The organism is Mesorhizobium sp. M5C.F.Ca.ET.164.01.1.1 (assembly GCF_004792125.1).
GTDB classification, from domain to species: domain Bacteria; phylum Pseudomonadota; class Alphaproteobacteria; order Rhizobiales; family Rhizobiaceae; genus Mesorhizobium; species Mesorhizobium wenxiniae.
Genome location: NZ_SRTG01000006.1, coordinates 1 through 20304, shown reverse-complemented (window position 1 = coordinate 20304; position 20304 = coordinate 1). Strand labels below are relative to the sequence as shown.

Genomic DNA, 20304 nt, shown 5'->3' with positions numbered 1-20304 from the left:
ATCCTGCCGGGCGTTGGCGGCCCGCCGCCGCTCGTCATCCCGCGGACCACCAGGACCATTTCCGTCAGGCGATAGCGGCGAACTTTTCCACCAGTTTTGTCGGGCCGGACACGATCAGCAGATCGCCGAGCTCTATGACGGTTTCCGGAGTGGCGTAGGTGAAGTCGGTTCGCGGCCGTTTCACGCCGACGACGGTGACGCCGTACTTGCTCCTCACGGCGGACTCCGCCAGCGTCTTGCCGACAGCCTCTCGCGGCGCCCTCGTCTTCACGATGGCGAAGCCGTCGTCGAATTCGATGAAGTCGATCATCTTGCCGGTTACGAGATGCGCCACACGCTCGCCCATAGCGGCCTCCGGATAGACGACGTGGTTTGCGCCCGTCCGCTCCAGGATACGACCGTGGTTCGTATTCACGGCCTTCGCCCAGATATCGGGCACACCCAGCTCGGCGAGCGCCAGAACGGTCAAGACGCTGGCTTCGATGTCAGTCCCAATCCCGACCACGACATGGCGGAAATCCTGCACGCCGAGACGCCGCAGGACATCGGCATTGGAGCTGTCGGCCTCCACCACATGGGTGAGCTGGCTTGCCCAGCTCTGGACGAGTTCAGCGCTCTCGTCGATGGCCAGAACATCGTGACCGAGGCGGACCAGCGACTGGGCAACGGCGCCGCCGAAGCGGCCGAGGCCTATGACGACGACGCCGTCACCTTGGGATGTGCTGCTTTTAGCCAACGATTGGTCGCTCCTCTGGATAGCGGAAAGGTTCATTGCGTTCTCGCAGCGCGAGCGCGCTCGCGATGGTGATCGTGCCGACGCGTCCGACGAACATCAGTACAATGATGACCAGTTGCCCGGCAGGAGGCAAATCTGCGGTGATCCCGGTGGAAAGGCCGACGGTCCCGAACGCTGATATCACCTCGAACAGCACATCCTGGAGCGCGAAGCTCGTCACGCTGAGGAGGATAAGCACCCCGCCGCCGACCGCTCCGACCGCCAGCAAGACGATCGTCAGCGCCTGGCGCTGGACAGCCGAACCGATGCGGCGACGGAATGCGGTTGAATCCGTCTGGCCGCGGATCTCAGCCCAGACCACAAAGCCCAGAAGGAAGAAGGTGGTGACCTTGATCCCGCCCGCCGTGCCGGCGCTGCCGCCCCCAATCAGCATCAAGGCGTAGGTGACCGCCAGCGTCTCGATCCGCATGCCTGCGATATCGATGCTGTTAAAGCCCGCGGTTCGCGCCATCACCGAGTGCGTGCCGGCGTTCAGCAGCTTTCCGGGCCATTCGAAAAGGCCGAGTGTCGCCGGATTGCTCCATTCGTACGCAGCCGTCGCGACCAGGCCAGCAATCAGCAGGAAAGCGGTCCCGAAGAGCGTGATCTTGGTGTGGATCGACCATCGTGCGGGGTGACGCATTCCATAGCGAAGTTCAAAAATCACGGGAAATCCCAGGCCGCCGATCACGACGGCGGTCATGATCGGAATGAGCACGGCTGGGTCGAGCGCGAAACCGGAGAGATTGTCGGAATAGGTGGAGAAGCCCGCATTGTTGAAGGCGGAGACCGCCTGAAAAAAGCCGTGCCAGAGAGCATCGCTCCACCCGTAGTCGTAAGCGTAGCGCAAGCGCCAGGCAAGCACCGCGGTGGTCAGCATTTCGATGGTCACCGTGACCAGCAGGATAAGCCGCAGGATTGCAGCGACATCGCCGAGTAAAAGGCTTTTCGTCTCGGCCTGAGCGACCAGGCGGCGGCTGAGTTTCAGCTTCCGAGTAACCAGGAGCCCCAGCAGCGTCGCGCCGGTCATGATGCCGAAGCCGCCGATCTGGAAAAGCACAAGAATGACACCTTGGCCGAATCCGGACCAGTAAGTGGGTGTATCCTGAACGATCAGCCCGGTAACGCAGACGGCCGAGGCGGCCGTGAACAAGGCTGTCAGCAGTGGGGCGCCTCCCGGGTCCGCACGGGAGATCGGCAGCATCAGCAATGCCGTGCCCGCAAGGATGACAAACAGGAAAGCCAATGGCACCAGTCGAACGGGATGCTGTATCGATCGTCGCAAACGCCACCCTTGTTGTTTGCCCCTGAACGAGGTGAAGCCACCGCTCTACAGCACACCGCCCGACGTTGGTCCACCCTCGAAGCGGCTCAATCGCCCGGCGCCCGCCAAAACGCAAGGATAGCGGCGCCAAAGTCTCGCGACACCAGGGATACAGTCACCGCCTTGGAACAGGTATCCCACGCCCCGGATCGTCTTGATCAGTTCCGGCTTGGCCGCGTCCTTTTCGAGCCGGCGGCGCAGCCGGGTGATGCGGCTGTCGATGCTGCGGTCGAACGGCTCGTCGCCCCTGGGCGGCGCCAGATCGAGCAATTCGTCGCGACCAATGACCTGGCCGGCCCGGGTGGCGAAGGCCGCCACCAGATCGAGCTCCATCGGCGTCAGCGGAATGGCCACGCCGTCGGCGGCGATGGCGTCGGTCATATCCGCAACGGAACGCCGATCGTCATCTACGATCGCAAGGGCATTCAACAGGACGAGGCCGCGCCTGATATGTCGTTCGAGGCGGCTTGGGGTGCCGACGGCGCGATTTGCGTCAGCCACACCAGAATACCCGACGCGCTCACGATGGAGGGGCTGGCGGCGATCTGCCCGGATGTGCAGCAACAGCCACGGACAGCGTGTGAAAGCCATGCCGGGGCGCTAATCCTCAACCGTTCAATCGACCTGCGAACGGTTCAGGCGGCAGCGGAATAGTCATATCGCGAAAGGGTCTGCTGGGCTTTTCGGAGTGAGGATGTTCCAGATGTTCAAACGCTTGCGCTCGTTCGTTTGATGCCACCAGGCGTCAGACTTTCCGCACCACGCCCAACCCACCCACCTGCTTGGTGCGCTTGCCCGTGTCGACCTTGGCCCGCGCCTCCACCGCCTTCTCGATCTCCCGTTTCAGCTCGTCTTTGATCGCCACCGTTTCGGCCATCAAGGCGTCGATCTTCATGAAATCGAGCACGCGGTATTTCGACACCGCCGGCCTGACCAGTATGTCCGGCTGGCATTGCCTCAGCTTGGCGGCGATGATCGACTGCATCATCAATTGCGTGGCGCCGAACATCAGATCGACGGAGGTCGGGTATTTGCGCCCGCTTTTGGTCGGCGCGCCAACGACGTCGACGGCGATGATGATGTCGGCGTCGTGCTCGATCAGATCGAACGGCACCGGATTGTAGATGCCGCCGTCGATCAGCAGCTTGCCGTCGCGCATCACCGGGCGGAATACCGCGGGAATAGCCGCAGAGGCGGCAAGCGCCGAATGCAGGTCGCCGTCGCTAAGCACGGCGAGCTTATGGCCGAAGAAATCCGTGGCCGTCACCTTCAGCGGTATTTTCAGCTCGGCGAAGCTTTCGGGTATGGCGTCCGGCATGAATGCCTTGAGGATGCGCTCGACATTGAACTGGGTGACACGCAGCCCGCCCTGCAGCGCCTCGGCAAAGGTGCCTGGCCGCGCCCGCCACATGCGCGCCGCCACCTCGGCGCGGCGGCCGAGGATCGAGCGCATATAGTCGTGAATGTCGCTGCCGGCCATGCCCGAAGCCATGCCGGCGCCCATGATGGCGCCGATCGATGAGCCTGATATCGCGACCGGCCTGATACCCAGCTCGTCCAGCGCCTCAATGACATGGATATGCGCCAGCCCGCGCGCGCCGCCGCCGCCGAAGGCGATGCCGAAGCTCGGGCTCATTACTTGCCCCCCATTTGGGCTCATTACTCCTTGGCCTCGCCGTGCTTCGGCCCGACAATCATGATGGCCGGCTCGGCGGAGAGCAGTTTTTTCGCCGCCGCCTTGACCTGATCCAGCGTCACCGCGTTGATGAGGGCGGCGCGGCGCTGCATGTAGTCGATGCCGAGCTTGTCGAGCTGCAATTCGAGCAGCGTCGCGGCGATGGCGCCGGAGGAGTTCAGATTGTTGATGGCATAGGCGCCGATCAAGTATTTCTTGGTCGCCGCCAGTTCCGCTTCGGTCGGCCCCTCCTCGGCCATGCGCTTCACCACGTCGCGCACGACGGCCAAGGTCTCCGCCGCCCGGTCCGCGCGGGTCGCCGTGGTGATGGCCAGGGCGTTGGCGTGCTGGTGGTCGACCAGGTCGGAGCTGGCGCTGTAGGCCAGCCCGCGTTTTTCGCGCACCTCTTCAAACAGCCGCGAGGTGAAGGCGCTGCCGCCGAGGATCTCGTTCATCAGAACCGCGGCGAAGAAATCCGGCGCACTCCGCCTGACGCCGGGATAGGCGAGTTGCAGCGACGTCTGGGGCTGGTCGTAATTGACCTCGAGCTGCTGGTTGAGTCTCGGATCGACATCGGCGACGGGCGCGAGCGCCTGGTGTTGCGGCAGGCCGCCGAAAACCATATCGAGCTTTTTCTTCAACGTCTCGGCATCGATGGCACCGACCACCGCCACATGCAGGCCATCGCGAGCGAAGGTCGCCTTGTGAAAAGCGATGAGATCGTCCGGCGTGATCGTGGCGATGCTTAGCCTGGTGCCCTGGTCGGGCCGCGCATAGGGATGGGTGCCGTATAGCGCCTCCAGCCATTTGCGCTGGGCGAGCGTGTCGGGGTCAAGCTCGTTGGCGATGATGCCGGACAGCACTTGCGCGCGGATGCGGTCGATTGGCGCCTGGTCGAAACGCGGCTCTGCGACCGCCAGCCGCAACAGGTCGAACGCCGCGTCGCGCTGCTCGGCCAGCATGCGCATCGAGCCGTAGGTGCCGTCGCGCGCCGCCTCGACGCTCATCTCGGCACCGACGTCGTCCAGCTTTATCTGGAAGGCCTCGCTGTCAAGATCGCCGGCGCCCTCGTCGAACAGGCCGCTCATCAGATTGGCAAGCCCTTCCTTTCCAGCGGGATCCTGCGTCGTGCCGCCGTCGAAGACGAAGCGGATGGCGACCAGCGGCACGGAATAGTCCTCCACCAGCCAGGCGGTGATGCCCTTTGGCGACGTCACCTCCTGGATGCTCATGGCCGCGCGAGCGGTGAGTGACGGCAGGATGAGGAAGAACAGGGAGAGGAGCAGAGTGAATAGAGGGGTGGCGGCACGCTTCAGGACAGTCGCTTCGGACAAATGGTAGCTTCCAACTGACGTTCGAGACGAATAGCTGTCGGTGTCAGCGCCGCCCCTCATCGCCCTGCCGGGCACTTCTCCCCGTATAGTGACGGGGAGAAGGGGGCTGGCCGCAACCCCAGCGCTGTTTCTGCAACGCTGGTGGTTGGCGAAACCGCCGACGAGAGCGCCCCTCTCCCCGTCACTATACGGGGAGAGGATGCCGCCAGGCAGGTGAGGGGCAGCGCCAACGTTCAAGTTCCTCATCAAATCAATTCCCCGCCTGTGTCTGCGGCAAGAGATAGCCTGATGTCGAATGGTTGAGATTGAGATAGCGCGCTGCAACGTCCCTGACTTGGTCGGCGGTGACCCTGCGGATGCGGCCCGGCCATTCCTCGACATCCCTGACGCTGCCGCCGGTGGCGAGCGTCGCGCCGTAGATGTTGGCCATCGAATCCTGCTTGTCGCGGGCGAAGATCATCGAGCGGACGAAACGATCCTTGGCTTTCTCCAACTCGCCTGATGTGACGCCGTCCTTGGCGATGCGGGCGACCTCGGCCTCGACCGCCGCCTGGACATCGGCCAGCTTGGCGTCGCCGCGCGGCGCGCCATAGACGGTAAAGTTGGTGGCATCGAGCATGGTGCCCTGGAAGAAGGCGCCGGCCTCGGCGGCGATGCCCTGCTTGACGACAAGCTGCTGGTGGAGCCGGCTGCGGCTACCGCCGCCGAGGATCTCCGCCAGCAAGTCCAGCGCTTCCGCTTCGCCCGGCTTTGCAGTGTGATAGGAGGGAACCACCCATTGCGTCGAAAAGTTCGGCACACTGACACGCGCGTCAGTGAGCGTCACCGTGCGCCTGGTGTTCTGCTCGGGTTCGACCGGACGGATGCGCGGCGGCAGGTCTGGACCACGTGCGATCTTGCCATAGGTTTTTTCGGCCAGCGCCTTGACCACCTCCGGGTCGACATCGCCGGCCACCACCAGCACGGCGTTGTTGGGCGTGTAATATTTGTCGTAGAAAGCCGTGGCGTCGGCGCGGTTCAGCTTCTCCATCTCCTGCATCCAGCCGATCACCGGAATGCGATAGGGTTGGTTCTGCCAGAGGGTGGCGTCGACCTCCTCGCCGAGCACCGCCTGCGGATTGCTGTCGATGCGTGAGCGGCGTTCCTCGAGGATCACGTCCCGCTCGGTGGCGATGACATTGTCGTTGAGGATGAGGTTGCGCATGCGATCAGCCTCGAAATCCATCATCTGCTCGAGCGCCTGCGGCACCACCGTTTCATAAAAGGCGGTGTAGTCATAGGAGGTGAAAGCGTTGTTCGAACCGCCGATGGCGGAGACGGCGCGGTCGAACGCGCCGGCCGCATGATTGGTCGTCGCCTTGAACATCAGATGCTCGAAGAAATGGGCGATGCCGGACTTGCCCGGCGGCTCATCCGCGCTGCCGATCTTGTACCACACCATATGAGTGACGATCGGCGCCCGGTGATCGGGAATAACGACAACCTCCATGCCGTTGTCGAGCAGGAAATTCGTCACCTTGCCGTCGTCCGGCTTGTTGTCGGCCAGCACCGGGCCGGTCATCACGAAAGCCAGCGCCAAGAGCGTTCCGCGCAGCCATTCAGCTTGAGGTGTCATCAATGGCTCCGGTTGTCATGGGCGGGACGATAGGCGGGGATGGCGATACAGGCAAAGTTATTTCTTCGTCATTTTCGCGCGCAAAGGAGGCCGAACTCAGGCGGCTTCGATGAAGCGGATTACTGTCTCGCCATAGCTGCGCTCGTCGACAACCGAAAAGCTCGGCCCTGCCTCAAACGGCGCCGCTGCCGCCTCCTCGACGACGCAGAGCGCGCCAGGGGCGAGCCAGCCGCCGGCCTTGGCCGAGCGCAAGGCACGCTCGCCCAGTCCCTTGCTATAGGGCGGGTCGGCGAACACCAGGCCGAACGCGGCGATCGTGCCCGCGTCGCCCAGAGCCGTAGCGTCGCGACGGAATATCTTGGTACGCCCGGTGAGGCCGAAGGCCTCGACATTGGTGCGGATCAGGCCGCGCCCTTCCGCCGATTCTTCGATGAAGACGCCATAAGATGCGCCGCGTGACAGCGCCTCGAGGCCGAGCGCGCCGGTGCCGGCGAACAGGTCGAGCACGCGCGCGCCGATCAGCCTGTCGGGGAAGCGATGCGCCAGCACGTTGAAGACAGCCTCGCGGGTGCGGTCGGTGGTCGGGCGGATGGCGCTTGAGCGGGGCGTCGCCAGCGGACGCCCGCGAAACTCACCGCCGACGATCCGCATTGCCTCCCCTTGATCCCTTCGGGCCGCTGCGCGGCCGGTCGCCGCCTTTGCCGCTATCACTGCTGCCGGAATTGGGGCGTTCGCCACGCGGCTTGCCGAACGGCTTTGCGCCTCCGGGTTTGGCCGGCTTGCCGTAAGACGGCTTGAACGAGGCCTTGCGTTCCTTGGCTTCGGCCGCCTTGGCGGCATCGGCGTCCGCCCTGCCCTTGCCGATCGGCCGCGCGCCCGGCGCCATCCAGACATTGGCCTTGCGCTGGCCCGGCGGCTCGATCGGACGCTGCTCGCGTTCGGACTTTTTCCCCCCGCCCGGTTTTCCGCGAAAGCCGCCCGGCCTCGGGCCGCGATCGCCAAAGCCGCCGCGTTCAGGCCCGCTGCGTTCAGATTTTGGGCCACGCTCACCAAAGCTCTTTTCCGGCCCAAAGCTTCTGCCGGGACTTGTCGACAGCTTGCCAAGCGCCTCGTCGCGGCTGCCTTCGCGCCGTTTGCGGTTCTTGATCAATCCGCCTTCGCCGATCGGGCGGCGTTCGCCGTCGCGGGTGAATTTCGGCCGCTCAGGTTCCTCTTCCCGCACCGCTTCGCGCCGCACCGGCCTGTTGGAAAACGGCTTGGTGATGTCAGCGTCGAAATTGGCGCCGGACTCCTCGACCAGGCGTTCGCCGAGCTGGTCGCGCAGCACGCGGCCCTTGATCTCCAGCACATGGCCCTCCGGCAGGTCGTCGAGCTGGAACGGTCCGTAGGAAATGCGGATCAGCCGCGTCACGTCGAGGCCAAGTGAGCCCAGTATATTCCTGACCTCGCGGTTCTTGCCTTCGCGCAGGCCAAGCGTCAGCCAGGCGTTGGTGCCTTGTTCGCGGTCGAGCGTCGCCTCGATGGCCCCATAGAATACTCCGTCGACGGCGATGCCTTCGCGCAAGCCGGCGAGCGCACTTTCCTCGACCTTGCCGTGGACGCGCACGCGGTAGCGCCTGAGCCAGCCGGTCGCCGGCAGTTCGAGCACGCGCGCCAGTCCGCCGTCATTGGTGAGCAGCAGCAGGCCTTCGGTGTTGATGTCGAGCCGGCCGATGGTCATCAGCCGCGGCAGGTCGGCCGGCAGCACGTCGAAGACGGTCTTGCGGCCCTCGGGATCACGGTTGGTGGTGACGACGCCGGCCGGCTTGTGGAACAGGAACAGCCGGGTGCGCTCGATCGGCGGGATCTCCATGCCGTCGAGATGGATGATGTCGCCGGGCATCACATTGAAGGCGGGCGAGGACAGCACTCTTCCATTCACCTTGACGCGGCCGGCCGCGATCAGCTCCTCGGCATCGCGGCGCGAGGCAAGGCCGGCGCGGGCCAGCCGCTTGGCAATGCGCTCACCAGCCTCTTCCGTCGCTTCGGCGGGACGCGGGCGAGGCTTGAAGCCGCCGGCCGATGCCCCTTGGTGCCGATCGCCGGCAAAATCGCGCTTGGGGCGATCATTGAAGTCTCCCTTGAAACGGTCGAAGCGCCTTTCGCCGCGCTCGCCTGCGGCAGCTGCCGGCCGGTCACCGCGCGGCGCGTAGGGCTTGCGCGGACCTTCGCGTTTTTCGTAAGGCTTGCCTTCCGGACGCGGCCCTTTGCTGAACGGCCTGTCGCCGGCTTTGAAGTCGCGCGTCGGCCGCTCGCCTTCGGCGGTCATCGGGCGATCGCCGCGTGGCGAATAGGGTTTGCGCGGCCCCTCGCGCTTTTCATAAGGCTTGCCTTCAGGGCGCGGCCCCTTGCTGAACGGCCGGTCGCCACTTTTGAAGTCGCGCTTCGGCCGCTCGCCGTCAGCCGCCATCGGTCGATCGCCGCGCGGGGCGTATGGCTTGCGCGGCCCCTCACGCTTTTCATAGGGCTTGCCTTCAAGCCGCGGCCCCTTGCTGATCGGCCGGTCACCGCTTTTGAAGTCACGCTTCGGCCGCTCGCCGTCAGCCGCCATCGGTCGATCGCCGCGCGGCGCGTACGGCTTTTTCGCGCCGAAGGACGGCTTACCGCCCTTGCCGGCAGCGGTATCACGACCACGCGGGCCCGACGGTTTCGGGCCGTTCTTGCGGGGACCCTTTTGGCGCGGGAATTTCTTGTCTTTGTCGTCCATGTGGCTTTTGCTCGTTTGCACTACAGCGCCGCGCGTCCGTACGGACGCGCAAAGGACGCTGTAGGACTTTGATTTGGCGCATGATCCCTTCCGAAACCGATTCCGGTTTTCGGGGTCATGCGCTAGATAACAGGATCACGCCGGAGTAGCGAGGAGATAATAGGAGTGGAAACCGCTTGAAGCGGCCGGATTTCATGGCGCTGGCGCTGAATGAGGCCGAAGCCGCCGCCTTGCGCGGCGAAGTGCCGGTCGGCGCGGTCATCGCCAGCGGCGATATGGTCGTTGCCAGTGCCGGCAACCGCACCCGCGAGCTTTCCGACCCCACCGCCCATGCCGAGATGCTGGCGATCCGCGAGGCCTGCCGCAAGCTGTCGAGCGAGCGGCTCACCGGCCACGATCTCTATGTGACGCTGGAGCCCTGCGCCATGTGCGCCGGCGCCATTTCCTTCGCCAGGTTACGCCGGCTTTATTTCGGCGCCGCCGACGAGAAGGGCGGCGCTGTGGTCAACGGCGTGCGCTTCTTCGCCTCACCGACCTGCCACCATGTGCCAGAGGTCTATCCAGGCATGGCCGAATGCGACGCGGCGCTGCTTCTGAAGGATTTTTTCAGAGAGCGACGCGAACCGTAGCGTCGCCGGATTTCCCTAGCGCCGGCAGCTTACCACGGCAGCCAGTCGAACATGCCGCCGCTCTTGTTCTTGGCGGCCGCTTCCTTCTTGAGGCGGCGTTCTTTCTTGTATTCGTCCTCGCCGAGGTCGTCCACCGGCGCGGTGGCGGCAGCGGCGCGGTATTGCACCGGCGGCTCGCTCAGATATCTGCGGGTGTTCGGATCACCCTGCTTGGCTTCGGCGAGGCGGCGCTTGACCTCGGCGGCGCGGCCCTTGTCCGAATCCGCGGGCGTCCAGGCCGGCGGATGACTGGAAGCCGACTGCGCCATCGCAGCCTTGACCGCCGACGGATCCGTCTGGACGTCATCGACGATCTGCGCCTGGTAGTCCGGATCGTCCTGATGGAGCGTCGCCTCGGCGCGCAGGCGAGCGCGGCGTTGCTCGGGCGATTCCGGCCAATCGGCGCTTGCCGTCGCGATGCTGTCCTGCGGCGGCGGCAGTTCCTTCTGACCCGGCGCCGGCTTCACCAGTTCGGGGCGCGGCTTATAGTCGATCCTTTCCTTGTTCTTCGGCATGACTGTAAAAGCGCTGGTGAGATCGCCGGCAAGCTGGGCGGAGGCGGTCTTGTCGGTCCCGTAGGTCGGCGAGCCCATGCAGCCGGACAGGGCCAAGCCGGATACGACAAGCGGCGCCAGCAGCGCAACGCGCGCGCAAGCTCTTTCGGTCATGGCAAAAAGTCCCACTCTAGCAGCCTCTCGATCGCCACCGGCCAAAGCCCGGTCCCCCATCGCCTATGCTTCCGACGGAAATCCGGCGACAATTTGTCGGCCGGAGTTTCGCGTGTTTACCTCAACCACTCGTTAAGGGCAACGAGCGGGGGCTGATCAGCCGCCCGCCGTGGCATTTGTGCACCGCCTTATATACGACCAAGCGCCTTCAATTCATGCAAGACCGCCGCGTCCCGCGCCGAAACGTCGGGGAATTCCTCGTCCTGCCCGACATCGGCCGTGTAGCGCCATGAGCGCGCGCATTTGACCAGGCCCCGGTCCTCGGCCTTCTCGACCACCACGGCGACGCCCTTGACGTCGTCCAGCGTGAAGGCACCAGAAGGCGCGTCGCCATGCGCAATGACCAGATCGCTGGTGATCGCCATTTCGGCCATGTCGACATCTGATATCGCCGCTTCGAGCGCCGCATTATCGAGCATGACGACCGGCACCGCTTCCAGCGACGAGCCGATGACCTTCTGAGCACGTGCGATCTCCAGCGCGCCGGTGACGACACGGCGGACCTGCCGCACCTTGCGCCATTTTTCCGCCAGCGCCTCGTTCTTCCAGTCGGACGGGATTGGCGGGAACTGGTCGAGATGCACCGAGACGGCGTTCGGATGGCGGTCGAGCCAGGCTTCCTCCATGGTGAAGGGCAGCATCGGCGCCAGCCATTTCACCAGGCAGTCGAACAGATGGCGTACCACCTGCACGGACGCCTTGCGCTTTACGCTGGACGGCGCCTCGCAGTAGAGCGCGTCCTTGCGGATGTCGAAATAGAAGGCCGACAGCTCGACCACCATGAAGTCGAGCAGCGTGCGGGTAATGCGCTTGAACTCGAAGGCGTCATAGCCGGCGCGCACGACTTCATCGAGTTCGGAAAGCCGGTGCAGCATCAGCCGCTCCAGCTCCGGCATCTTGTCCAGCGGCACGTCCTCGCCATCGTCATGGGCAAGCGTGCCCAGCATCCAGCGGATGGTGTTGCGCAGCTTGCGGTAGGCGTCGACATTGGTCTGCAGCACATTCTTGCCGAGCCGCTGGTCTTCCCAATAATCGGTCGTCACCACCCATAGCCGCAGGATATCGGCGCCCGACTGCTTGATGACGTCCTGCGGCACCACGGTGTTTCCTAGGGACTTCGACATTTTCCGCCCCTCCTCATCCATGGTGAAACCATGGGTGACGACGGTGTCGTAAGGCGCCCTGCCCCTGGTGCCGCAGCTTTCAAGCAGCGAGGAGTGGAACCAGCCGCGATGCTGATCGGACCCTTCGAGATAGACGTCGGCCGGCCATTTCAGGTCAGGACGATCCTCCAGTGTGAAGACATGGGTCGAGCCGGAATCGAACCAGACGTCGAGGATGTCCATCACCTGCTGCCATTTCGAGGCATCGTGGTTGCCGAGGAAACGCTCCTTGGCGCCGGCCGCAAACCAGGCGTCGGCGCCTTCCTTCTCGAAGGCGTCCATGATGCGCTGGTTGACCGCCTCGTCGCGCAGGACATTGCCGTCGGCATCGGCGAAGACGGCGATCGGCACGCCCCAGGCGCGCTGGCGCGACAGCACCCAGTCGGGGCGCTCCTCGATCATGGCGCGGATGCGGTTCTGGCCGGCGGCCGGCACGAAGCGTGTGTCGTCGATGGCCTTCAAGGCACGGCTGCGCAGCGTCGTGCCGTCACCGAGCTCCTTGTCCATGTAGACGAACCATTGCGGCGTGTTGCGGAAGATGATCGGCTTCTTCGACCGCCACGAATGCGGATAGGAATGCTTCAGCCGGCCGCGCGCGAACAGCGCGTTGCGCTTGATCAGCTCGTCGATGACCGCCTGATTGGCATTGCCCTTCTTGCCGTTGTCGTCGATGACGCGCGCGGCACCGCCCTCGCGGTCCGGGCCGAAGCCCGGCGCGTCCTTGGTGAAGAAGCCGGCGTCGTCGACGGGGAACGGGATCGCCGTGTCGATGCCGCGTTGGCGCAGTTCCGATGCAGCGTTCGTCCAGGCATCGAAGTCCTCGCGGCCGTGACTGGGCGAGGTGTGAACGAAGCCGGTGCCGGCATCGTCGGTGACGTGGTCGCCGGCGAGCATTGGGACGGGGAATTCGTAGCCCCCATTCAAATCGTTGAAGGGATGAGAAAGTGTAAGGCTTCCAAGCTCTTCGGCCGAAATGCTACGGAAGCGTTTCATCGTCACTTTGGCTTTGGCCGCAGCCTCGTCCGCCAACGCGTCGGCAAAGATCAGCTTTTCGCCAGGCTGCGGGCCGAAAGCATTCTCGGCCGCAGTGACCTCGTAGAGGCCATAGTTGATGCGTGGCGAATAGTTTACGGCGCGGTTGCCGGGTATGGTCCACGGCGTGGTCGTCCAGATGACGACATGGGCCTCCAGCAAGTCCAGTGACGTCTGCGTCAGCTTTGGATCCAAGGCCGGCTGCCCATCTTCGACGTTGGTCACCTGACGAGCGAGGCTGACGACCGGAAACTTCGCCCAGATCGTGTCGCTCTCATAGTCCTGGTATTCGACCTCGGCCTCGGCCAGTGCGGTGCGCTCGACAACGCTCCACATCACCGGCTTGGAGCCGCGATAGAGCTGGCCCGACATGGCGAATTTCAACAGTTCGCCGGCGATGCGCGCCTCGGCATGGAACGCCATCGTCGTATAGGGATTGTCGAAGTCGCCGACGACGCCGAGCCTCTGGAACTCGCCGCCCTGCACCTTGATCCAGTGCGCAGCGAACTCGCGGCATTCCTTGCGGAACTCGTTGACCGGGACCTCGTCCTTGTTCTTGCCCTTGGCGCGGTATTGCTCCTCGATTTTCCATTCGATCGGCAGGCCGTGGCAATCCCAGCCGGGCACATAGTTCGAGTCGTAGCCGCGCATCTGGAACGAGCGGGTGATGACGTCCTTGAGGATCTTGTTCAGCGCATGGCCGATATGGATGTTGCCGTTGGCGTAGGGCGGGCCGTCATGTAGCACGTATTTTTCGCGGCCGGCGGCGTTTTCGCGCAGCTTGCGGTAAAGGTCTATGTCCTGCCAGCGCTTGACCAGCAGCGGCTCCTTCTCGGGCAAGCCGGCGCGCATCGGGAAATCCGTCTGCGGTAGATAAAGCGTTTTGGAATAGTCGATCGTTTCAACAGTATCGGTCATTGGGGTATCGGTCATTGGTCTGCCATATGCATTGCCCGGCAAAAGAGCCCGGGCGTTGAACTATCATGATCTGGAAAAAGCGCGAGAGGTCGCGCGCAAAATTCCCGGCGGCTCCGGCGGCGCTCAAGCCGTCCGGAACACCGGGCTCGTAATTCGTATCGCAATCGCGAGAGGGCGCGAAACGCTCGTCATGGCTGGGCTTTTAACCGAGACAGGCGATATTGAAAAGCCCGAACTCTCGGTGCCTTCATTGCAGCTAATGACGTCATAATGCATCCGGCCGATACGCGATTGCCGGGCTAAGCACTCACAGCGAGAAATCGAAGCGATAGGTCGTCGATACGCCGATCATGAACTGATCTCTGGAGCCGCGCTCCTTGACCAGGCTGGAATCGGCCGCCGGGCCCATCAGGCGTGAATATTCGCCGAACAGGCTGGCCGTCATCGGCTCGGTCACTTTCCAGGTCACCGCGCCGCCGAGGCCCGCCGACTTCACGCCGCCGCCCGGACGGTATTGGCTGAGGCCCGAAGCCACGGCTTCCTCGGCGTTGACGCCGTAATAGGCATCGAAATAGTCTGATGAAGCGAAGGAAACGCGCGGTCCGCCCGAGATCCTGACGTCCGGCGTCACATCATAGAAGGCGTCGGCGGCGATATCGGCGACAAAGCCGCTATGGGCGCGAATACCGTGCCGCAGTTCGGCACGGGCGCGCAACCAGTCCAAAGGATAGAATTCGAAGAAGCCGCCGGCCTCACCGCCCCAGCGCACCGGCTCAAGGCCTTTCAGCTCGTCGGCGTCGCCGCCATCGCGCGAAAACAGCAATTTTCCGGTCAGGCCGGCGCGGAGGCCGCCGTCGTCGATCAACGCCAGCGAAATGTTGTCGTTGCGCGAGGTGAAGCGGGCCGCAGGACCGGCCCTGCCAAGCGAGATGATCGGCTGGGCGCTGAGCAGGTACTTCTTGCCGCCCTCAAAGTTCGGCGCGACCATGCCAGTGGCGCCGACCGTCAGATACCAGTCGCCGGACAGCGAGCCCAAAGCGCCCTCGCCGGCTTCGGCGGCACCGGGCGCGCACAGCACGAAGCTGGCCAAGACCACCTGAAACACCCTGACAGAACGCATCGTCACTCCATACGCACGAAACGCCGGCGGGAACAACCGGCCTGGCCAAGAGCCATGGCGCCGGTTCAGTAAACTTTGATTTAAATTCGAAACGCTGCCTCGCTTTTTTGGCGTGCGTCCGGTGCAAGCTGCTCGCTGGACGGGCAAGGGCTTCGGCGCTACCCTCCAAATCGGCAAGATGCCAGGCGACCTCGATGGAGATGGCGGCAATGACCCTGCAAGGCGATGCTTTAAAGGATGCGATTGGTCAGACGCGAGCGAAATGGGGATGGTTCGTCGGGCTTGGCGTGCTGCTGCTGATCCTCGGCGGCATCGCATTCGGAAATCTGTTCATCGCCACGGTCGCCTCGGTCTATGTTGTCGGCTGGCTGATGCTGATGGCCGGAATCATCGAGATCATGCACGCCTTCGGTGTGAAGACATGGAGCCGGTTCTTCTACTGGCTGCTCAGCGGCCTTCTCTATGCAGTCGCCGGGTTCTTCGCCTTCTATAATCCGCTGCTGGCGTCGGCGGTGCTGACCTTCCTGCTGGCGGTCGCCCTTCTCGCCTCTGGCGTGCTCAGGGCCTGGGTCGGGTACAAGCACAGACCGGAAAAAGGCTGGGGCTGGCTGGTGGCGGCCGGCGTCATCAGCGCGCTGGCAGGCCTGGTCATCGCTATGGGCTGGCCAGTCAACAGCGTATGGGTGCTGGGGCTGTTTCTCGCCGTCGACCTGATCTTCCAGGGCTGGGCCTTCATTGCGGTCGGCCTGGCGCTAAAAAAATAAGCTCAAAAAGCAATGCCCGCGTCGAGATCGGAAAGCGGGCGGACGCCGGCAAGCAGCGCCCTCGCCTCGACCTCGTCGCGCTTCATTTGCGCGACCAGCGCGTCGAGCCCGTCGAACTTCACCTCGGCGCGCAGGAAACCAAAGAAGGACACAGCGCATATCTCGCCGTAGAGATCGCCTGAGAAGTCGAAGACGAAGGTTTCCAGAAGCGGCGCGCCGTTGTCATCGACGGTCGGGCGGCGGCCGAAGCTGGCAACACCATCATGAAGCGTGCCGTCGGCGCGACGGAAGCGGACGGCATAAATCCCTTCCTTCAGAGTGGCTTCCGGCGAAAGCCTCATATTGGCGGTTGGAAAGCCGAGCGTCCGGCCAAGCTGCTGGCCGCCGATCACCTCGCTCTCGACCGTGAAGCGGTAGCCGAGCAGGCTGGCTGCCGCGGCCACCGCGCCTTCGCACAGCAGCGCGCGGATCCGGCTCGACGACACCACCTCGGCGCCCTCGTCGCGAAACGCGTCAACCAGGGTGACGCCGAAGCCGTGGCGTTCGCCGGCCGCCATCAGATAGGCCGGGCCGCCTTGCCTGTCCTTGCCGAAGTGGAAGTCGAAGCCGGTCACCGCGTGACTGATGCCGAGGTTCCTGTCCAGCACGTCGGTCACGAACGCTTCCGCCGACAATGCGGCGAAGTCGCGCGTGAACGGCTGTTCGACGAGGGCGGCAAAGCCTAGATACGATAGCAGCCGTGCTTTCATCGGCGGCGGCGTCAGCACGAACAGCGGTATCTCAGGCCGGAACACCTTTCTCGGATGCGGCTCGAAGGTCAGCACCAGAGCTGGCACGCCGCGCCGGCGGGCCTCGGCAAGCGCGCGTTCGAGCACCGCCTGGTGGCCGCGGTGCACACCGTCGAAATTGCCGATCGCCACCACGCCACCCCGCAAATGGGCCGGCAGCGGCGAGATTGCAGAAAGGCGTTCGAAGGCTTCCGTCATCGAGCGACCCTACTGCAGTATCGGAATGACCGCGACCGGCCGGTAGCCGTGCCTTTCCAGAAAGGCAATTAGCCTGGCCGGATCCGGTTGTAGCGGATCGCCGTAGTCGCGGGCATGGATGCCGCCCGACACGTAGAGCACGTCGAAGCCGTTGTCGGCAGCACCCTTGATGTCGGTCAGCATGCCGTCGCCGATTGCCAGCACGTCCGAGCGCTCGACCGTGCGGCCGAGCAGGTCGGAGATCTCCTTCATCGCGACATCATAAACCGGGGCATAAGGTTTTCCGGCGATCAGCGTCCGCCCGCCGAGCTGGGCATAGTCGCGGGCCAAGGCCCCGGCGCACCAGATCATCCGCTCGCCGCGCTCGACCACGATGTCGGGATTGGCGCAAATGAAGGGCAGGTTCCTGGCACGTAGCCGCCGCAGAAGATCGGCGTAGTCCTCCGGCTTCTCGACCTCGTCGTCGAACAGCCCGGTGCAGACCACGCCGGATGCCTCGAACTCCTCGACGAGCTCGACGTCGAGACCGCCATAGAGCGTGAAATCGCGGTCGGCGCCGATATGGAAGATCTTTCGCGGGCCCTCGATGATCAGGTCGCGGGTCACATCGCCGGAGGTGACGACGCGGTCGTAGGCCGCCGGGGGAACGCCGATCGCATTCATCTGCGCCACCACATCGGCGCTGCGGCGTGGCGAATTGGTGATCAGCACCACGGGTATCTTCGCTTCGCGTGCGGTGGCCAGCGCCAGAGCCGCGGCCGGAAAATGCCGTTCGCCATTGTGGACCACACCCCAGACATCGCACAGGATGGCAGAATAGGCTGCCGACAAATCCGCGAGCGAGCCGATGATATCGGGCGAATCCGCCATATCGTTTCCCAGGTCATGATGGTTGCGAGCGCCGCCGCCGACGATCCGCAGCGACTGGACCGCATTAACCGAAGCTCTTCACCCTGTCACCAGCTTTCGCCGCGTTTCAGCATCGCCGCCCAGCATCGCGCTCGACCTGTCGACCACCGATGCCGGCGATAAGAAAGCGCTCGACGCGCTGAAGGCATGCTCGTCGGACTCGCGCTTCCGCATGGATCCCACTGATCCGACCAAACCGGCCAAGCTGTTCTGGAACGCGACCGGGGCGACGCTGTCGGACAATTTCAAGGAAATCGCCAACGAATTGTCGAACCTGCGCATCGTCGGGTGACATGTAAGCGGCGACGCGACGGGCTGGCGCAATGGCTTGCGCTGTCATGCTCTTGCGCGTGGGGACTGGCGAGGGCACATGGGCGCGTTCGCCTGACCGTGCACATCGGATGGAGATCATCGGGAGGTGCGCGCAGTCTTGCCACTGGAGATGCGCCGTGCCTGACGCCGCCAACCATCTCGCCTTCGCGCTGGTCTGCCTCGGCATGGTGCTGACGCCTGGCCCGAATATGATCTATCTGATCTCGCGATCGCTGTCACAGGGGCCGAAAGCCGGCCTGATCTCGCTCGGTGGCGTGGCGTTCGGCTTTGTCTTCTACGTGTTGTCGGCGGCATTCGGCATCACCGCGCTGCTGCTTGCCGTGCCTTACGCCTATGATGCGCTGCGCTTTGCCGGCGCGCTCTACCTTTTGTGGCTTGCCTGGCAAGCAGTGAGGCCAGGCGGACGCTCGCCGTTCCAGGTCCGGGAACTGCCGAAGGACAGGCCGCGCAAATTGTTCGCCATGGGCCTGATGACCAATCTGCTCAACCCGAAGGTGGCGGTGCTTTATCTTTCGCTGCTGCCGCAGTTCATCAGCCCCGGCAAGGGCCACGTGCTTTCGCAGCTTCTGGTGCTCGGCACCACGCAGATTGCGATCAGCCTCACCGTCAACGCGATCATCGCGGTTACGGCCGGCTCGATCGCCGTCTTCCTCGCCGGCCGACCGCTATGGCTGGTGATCCAGCGTTGGATGATGGGCACGGTGCTGACCGCACTGGCCCTGAAGATGGCAACCGACGCGCAGCGTTAACTAAGAGCATCGGACCCAGAAGTGGGTACCGGTTTTGGGAGAATCCGATGCTCAAACGAAAAGATAGAGCGGCGGCACCGCCGCCGTAGCCTACATCGGCCGCCGGTCCTGCTGCGCCCGCTCCGGTTCGACCACCCTGCGATAGAGGTGCCACGTCGCATGACCAAGCACGGGCATGACGACGGCGAGCCCGGCAAACAGCGGGATCGAGCCGATGACCAGCAGCACGGCCACCATGAGGCCCCACAGCGCCATCTGCAGCGGATTTGTCATCACCGCCCGTGCCGATGTCTCGATTGCCGAGACCGCGCCGACATCGCGGTCGAGCAGCAGCGGGAAAGCGACGATGGTCGTCGCCAGCACGATCGCGGCGAAGACGAAGCCAGCCGAATTGCCGAGTAGGATCAGCATCCAGCCTTTGGGCGTTGTCAGCACCTCGCGCAAAAAGCCGCCGATCGAGGCGGGCGGCTGATTGCCGAACAGGCCGATGTAGATCGATTGCGCGGTGTACAGCCAGAGCAGGAACAGTGCCACCAGCATGACGCCGATGACTGCGATCGCCGGCAGCGCCGGCGAGTGGCGCACGTCGAGCGCGTGCCACCAGGACGTGTCCATGCCGAGCTCGCGGCGGCGGCTGATCTCGTAGAGGCCGATCGCGGCGAAGGGTCCAAGCAGGGCGAAGCCGGACATCAGCGGATAAAGGAGCTGGATGGCGTTGGAGCCGGATGTCGTCCACTGCGCCAGGATCAATCCGACCACCGGATAGATCAGGCACAAGAACACGTAATGCGATGGCTTTGCCCAGAAATCCTCGACGCCGAGCCGCAGCACATCCATCAGGTCTGCCGTGGTGATGCGGCGCACCCTGGGCTGCACGTGCATTCCACGCGCGTCCGACATGACATGAAAGCTGGCCATAACCATTCTCCCGTGTGTCGGGGCGGCCACCGCCGGGATGGCCGCCCGTAGCTGCCATTTCAAAAGCGATGGCATGATAGCCGAATTCGATGTGCTTGTCGCGAATCGGGTGGTGTCGGGGCAAGCGCCGCGCGGCACAGGGCGCGTCCGTGCCGCGCGGCTGGCGTGTGCCAGTGGTGAAAGTCTGACACTTGGTACCGGTGGATGGCAAGAAACCGCCCATAACCGGGTGCAATGGCTTTTCCAGACTACAACAGTATAGTGCTCGAAACTGGCGGGGTGGTGCGATGTCGACCATACTTGTGACTGGGGCAACGGGTGGGATCGGGAAGGCAATTTGCGAACGGCTTGCGGCCGGTGGCGCGCGGCTGATGGTGGCGGCCCGCAATCAGGTGCGGCTTGAGTCGCTGGTTTCGACCTTGCCTGCACCAGCCGACGGTTCGCATGAAGCTATACCTGTTGATATGGCATCGGAAGCCGCGTTGGGCGAGTTTGATCGACACCTCGCCACGTCGGGCCTCAAGCTTGATGGGGTCGTTCTTATGCC

18 protein-coding genes and 1 pseudogene are annotated in these 20304 nt (G+C 64.1%); 5 read left to right on the top strand and 14 right to left on the bottom strand.

What is annotated here, in order from left to right; all coding sequences use genetic code 11:
* Positions 1-64: 64 nt before the first annotated feature.
* From EN807_RS25720 to EN807_RS25680, 8 genes are all read right to left on the bottom strand, one after another.
* Positions 65-736, bottom strand: a complete 672-nt coding sequence (locus EN807_RS25720) for a TrkA family potassium uptake protein (protein WP_210239999.1) — start codon at positions 734-736, stop codon at positions 65-67.
* Entirely contained in the window at positions 729-1979 is a 1251-nt protein-coding gene (locus EN807_RS25715; RefSeq protein WP_246684354.1) for a potassium transporter TrkG, read from the bottom strand. The genes EN807_RS25720 and EN807_RS25715 overlap by 8 nt, the downstream gene beginning before the upstream one ends.
* A 126-nt stretch (positions 1980-2105) precedes the next feature.
* Entirely contained in the window at positions 2106-2600 is a 495-nt protein-coding gene (locus EN807_RS37480) for a helix-turn-helix domain-containing protein (RefSeq protein WP_281405220.1), read from the bottom strand.
* Positions 2601-2844: 244 nt separating this feature from the next.
* Positions 2845-3735: a patatin-like phospholipase family protein gene (locus tag EN807_RS25705; RefSeq protein WP_135937189.1), complete on the bottom strand. Its 891-nt coding sequence runs from the start codon at positions 3733-3735 to the stop codon at positions 2845-2847.
* A 23-nt stretch (positions 3736-3758) separates the two neighbouring features.
* Positions 3759-5108 carry a pitrilysin family protein gene (locus tag EN807_RS25700; RefSeq protein ID WP_246684353.1) on the bottom strand — a complete coding sequence of 450 codons (1350 nt, stop codon included), beginning with the start codon at positions 5106-5108 and terminating at the stop codon, positions 3759-3761.
* 250 nt (positions 5109-5358) lie between these two features.
* Complete coding sequence (locus tag EN807_RS25690) at positions 5359-6723, bottom strand: pitrilysin family protein (protein ID WP_135937187.1); 1365 nt, start codon at positions 6721-6723, stop codon at positions 5359-5361.
* Positions 6724-6819: 96 nt separating this feature from the next.
* Positions 6820-7374 carry a 16S rRNA (guanine(966)-N(2))-methyltransferase RsmD gene (gene rsmD, locus EN807_RS25685; RefSeq protein WP_135937186.1) on the bottom strand — a complete coding sequence of 185 codons (555 nt, stop codon included), beginning with the start codon at positions 7372-7374 and terminating at the stop codon, positions 6820-6822.
* Positions 7355-9469: a pseudouridine synthase gene (locus EN807_RS25680; protein ID WP_135937185.1), complete on the bottom strand. Its 2115-nt coding sequence runs from the start codon at positions 9467-9469 to the stop codon at positions 7355-7357. Before EN807_RS25680 ends, rsmD begins: the two co-directional genes overlap by 20 nt.
* Before the next feature lie 176 nt (positions 9470-9645).
* Between EN807_RS25680 and EN807_RS25675 the strand changes: the two genes are divergently transcribed.
* Positions 9646-10098: a nucleoside deaminase gene (locus tag EN807_RS25675; RefSeq protein WP_135937184.1), complete on the top strand. Its 453-nt coding sequence runs from the start codon at positions 9646-9648 to the stop codon at positions 10096-10098.
* Between the two features lie 29 nt (positions 10099-10127).
* Here the strand turns inward: EN807_RS25675 and EN807_RS25670 are convergent, their stop codons facing one another.
* Both EN807_RS25670 and ileS read right to left on the bottom strand, forming a co-directional pair.
* Positions 10128-10805 carry a hypothetical protein gene (locus tag EN807_RS25670; RefSeq protein ID WP_135937183.1) on the bottom strand — a complete coding sequence of 226 codons (678 nt, stop codon included), beginning with the start codon at positions 10803-10805 and terminating at the stop codon, positions 10128-10130.
* Between the two features lie 188 nt (positions 10806-10993).
* Complete coding sequence (gene ileS / locus EN807_RS25665) at positions 10994-13978, bottom strand: isoleucine--tRNA ligase (protein WP_135937182.1); 2985 nt, start codon at positions 13976-13978, stop codon at positions 10994-10996.
* Positions 13979-14033: 55 nt separating this feature from the next.
* Between ileS and EN807_RS25660 the strand changes: the two genes are divergently transcribed.
* Positions 14034-14249 carry a hypothetical protein gene (locus tag EN807_RS25660; protein ID WP_135937181.1) on the top strand — a complete coding sequence of 72 codons (216 nt, stop codon included), beginning with the start codon at positions 14034-14036 and terminating at the stop codon, positions 14247-14249.
* Positions 14250-14285: 36 nt separating this feature from the next.
* Here EN807_RS25660 and EN807_RS25655 read toward each other — a convergent pair whose 3' ends face one another.
* Entirely contained in the window at positions 14286-15098 is an 813-nt protein-coding gene (locus tag EN807_RS25655; RefSeq protein WP_135937180.1) for a MipA/OmpV family protein, read from the bottom strand.
* A gap of 209 nt (positions 15099-15307) precedes the next feature.
* Here EN807_RS25655 and EN807_RS25650 point away from each other — a divergent pair, with 209 nt between their 5' ends.
* Positions 15308-15862, top strand: a complete 555-nt coding sequence (locus EN807_RS25650) for an HdeD family acid-resistance protein (RefSeq protein WP_029354161.1) — start codon at positions 15308-15310, stop codon at positions 15860-15862.
* A 2-nt stretch (positions 15863-15864) separates the two neighbouring features.
* On the opposite strand, the gene EN807_RS25645 is transcribed toward EN807_RS25650, so the two are convergent.
* Positions 15865-16848, bottom strand: coding sequence for a bifunctional riboflavin kinase/FAD synthetase (locus EN807_RS25645; RefSeq protein WP_135937179.1), 984 nt, complete (start codon positions 16846-16848; stop codon positions 15865-15867).
* Between the two features lie 9 nt (positions 16849-16857).
* Positions 16858-17718, bottom strand: coding sequence for a TIGR01459 family HAD-type hydrolase (locus tag EN807_RS25640; protein WP_135937178.1), 861 nt, complete (start codon positions 17716-17718; stop codon positions 16858-16860).
* A 121-nt stretch (positions 17719-17839) separates the two neighbouring features.
* Here EN807_RS25640 and EN807_RS25635 point away from each other — a divergent pair.
* Positions 17840-18049: pseudogene (locus tag EN807_RS25635) on the top strand (hypothetical protein); the annotation flags it as partial.
* Positions 18050-18206: 157 nt separating this feature from the next.
* Positions 18207-18839, top strand: coding sequence for a LysE family translocator (locus EN807_RS25630; RefSeq protein ID WP_135937177.1), 633 nt, complete (start codon positions 18207-18209; stop codon positions 18837-18839).
* Between the two features lie 90 nt (positions 18840-18929).
* On the opposite strand, the gene EN807_RS25625 is transcribed toward EN807_RS25630, so the two are convergent.
* Positions 18930-19757, bottom strand: coding sequence for a DUF2189 domain-containing protein (locus EN807_RS25625; RefSeq protein ID WP_135937176.1), 828 nt, complete (start codon positions 19755-19757; stop codon positions 18930-18932).
* Between the last annotated feature and the right edge of the window lie 547 nt (positions 19758-20304).

Bases quoted from the DNA above. Each gene is read 5' to 3' on its own strand.
- EN807_RS25715 (WP_246684354.1), bottom strand. From the start codon at position 1,979: ATGCTGCCGATCTCCCGTGCGGACCCGGGAGGCGCCCCACTGCTGACA.
- EN807_RS25705 (WP_135937189.1), bottom strand. From the start codon at position 3,735: ATGAGCCCGAGCTTCGGCATCGCCTTCGGCGGCGGCGGCGCGCGCGGG.
- EN807_RS25690 (WP_135937187.1), bottom strand. From the start codon at position 6,723: ATGACACCTCAAGCTGAATGGCTGCGCGGAACGCTCTTGGCGCTGGCT.
- rsmD (WP_135937186.1), bottom strand. From the start codon at position 7,374: ATGCGGATCGTCGGCGGTGAGTTTCGCGGGCGTCCGCTGGCGACGCCC.
- EN807_RS25680 (WP_135937185.1), bottom strand. From the start codon at position 9,469: ATGGACGACAAAGACAAGAAATTCCCGCGCCAAAAGGGTCCCCGCAAG.
- EN807_RS25670 (WP_135937183.1), bottom strand. From the start codon at position 10,805: ATGACCGAAAGAGCTTGCGCGCGCGTTGCGCTGCTGGCGCCGCTTGTC.
- ileS (WP_135937182.1), bottom strand. From the start codon at position 13,978: ATGACCGATACTGTTGAAACGATCGACTATTCCAAAACGCTTTATCTA.
- EN807_RS25655 (WP_135937180.1), bottom strand. From the start codon at position 15,098: ATGCGTTCTGTCAGGGTGTTTCAGGTGGTCTTGGCCAGCTTCGTGCTG.
- EN807_RS25650 (WP_029354161.1), top strand. From the start codon at position 15,308: ATGACCCTGCAAGGCGATGCTTTAAAGGATGCGATTGGTCAGACGCGA.
- EN807_RS25645 (WP_135937179.1), bottom strand. From the start codon at position 16,848: ATGACGGAAGCCTTCGAACGCCTTTCTGCAATCTCGCCGCTGCCGGCC.
- EN807_RS25640 (WP_135937178.1), bottom strand. From the start codon at position 17,718: ATGGCGGATTCGCCCGATATCATCGGCTCGCTCGCGGATTTGTCGGCA.
- EN807_RS25625 (WP_135937176.1), bottom strand. From the start codon at position 19,757: ATGGCCAGCTTTCATGTCATGTCGGACGCGCGTGGAATGCACGTGCAG.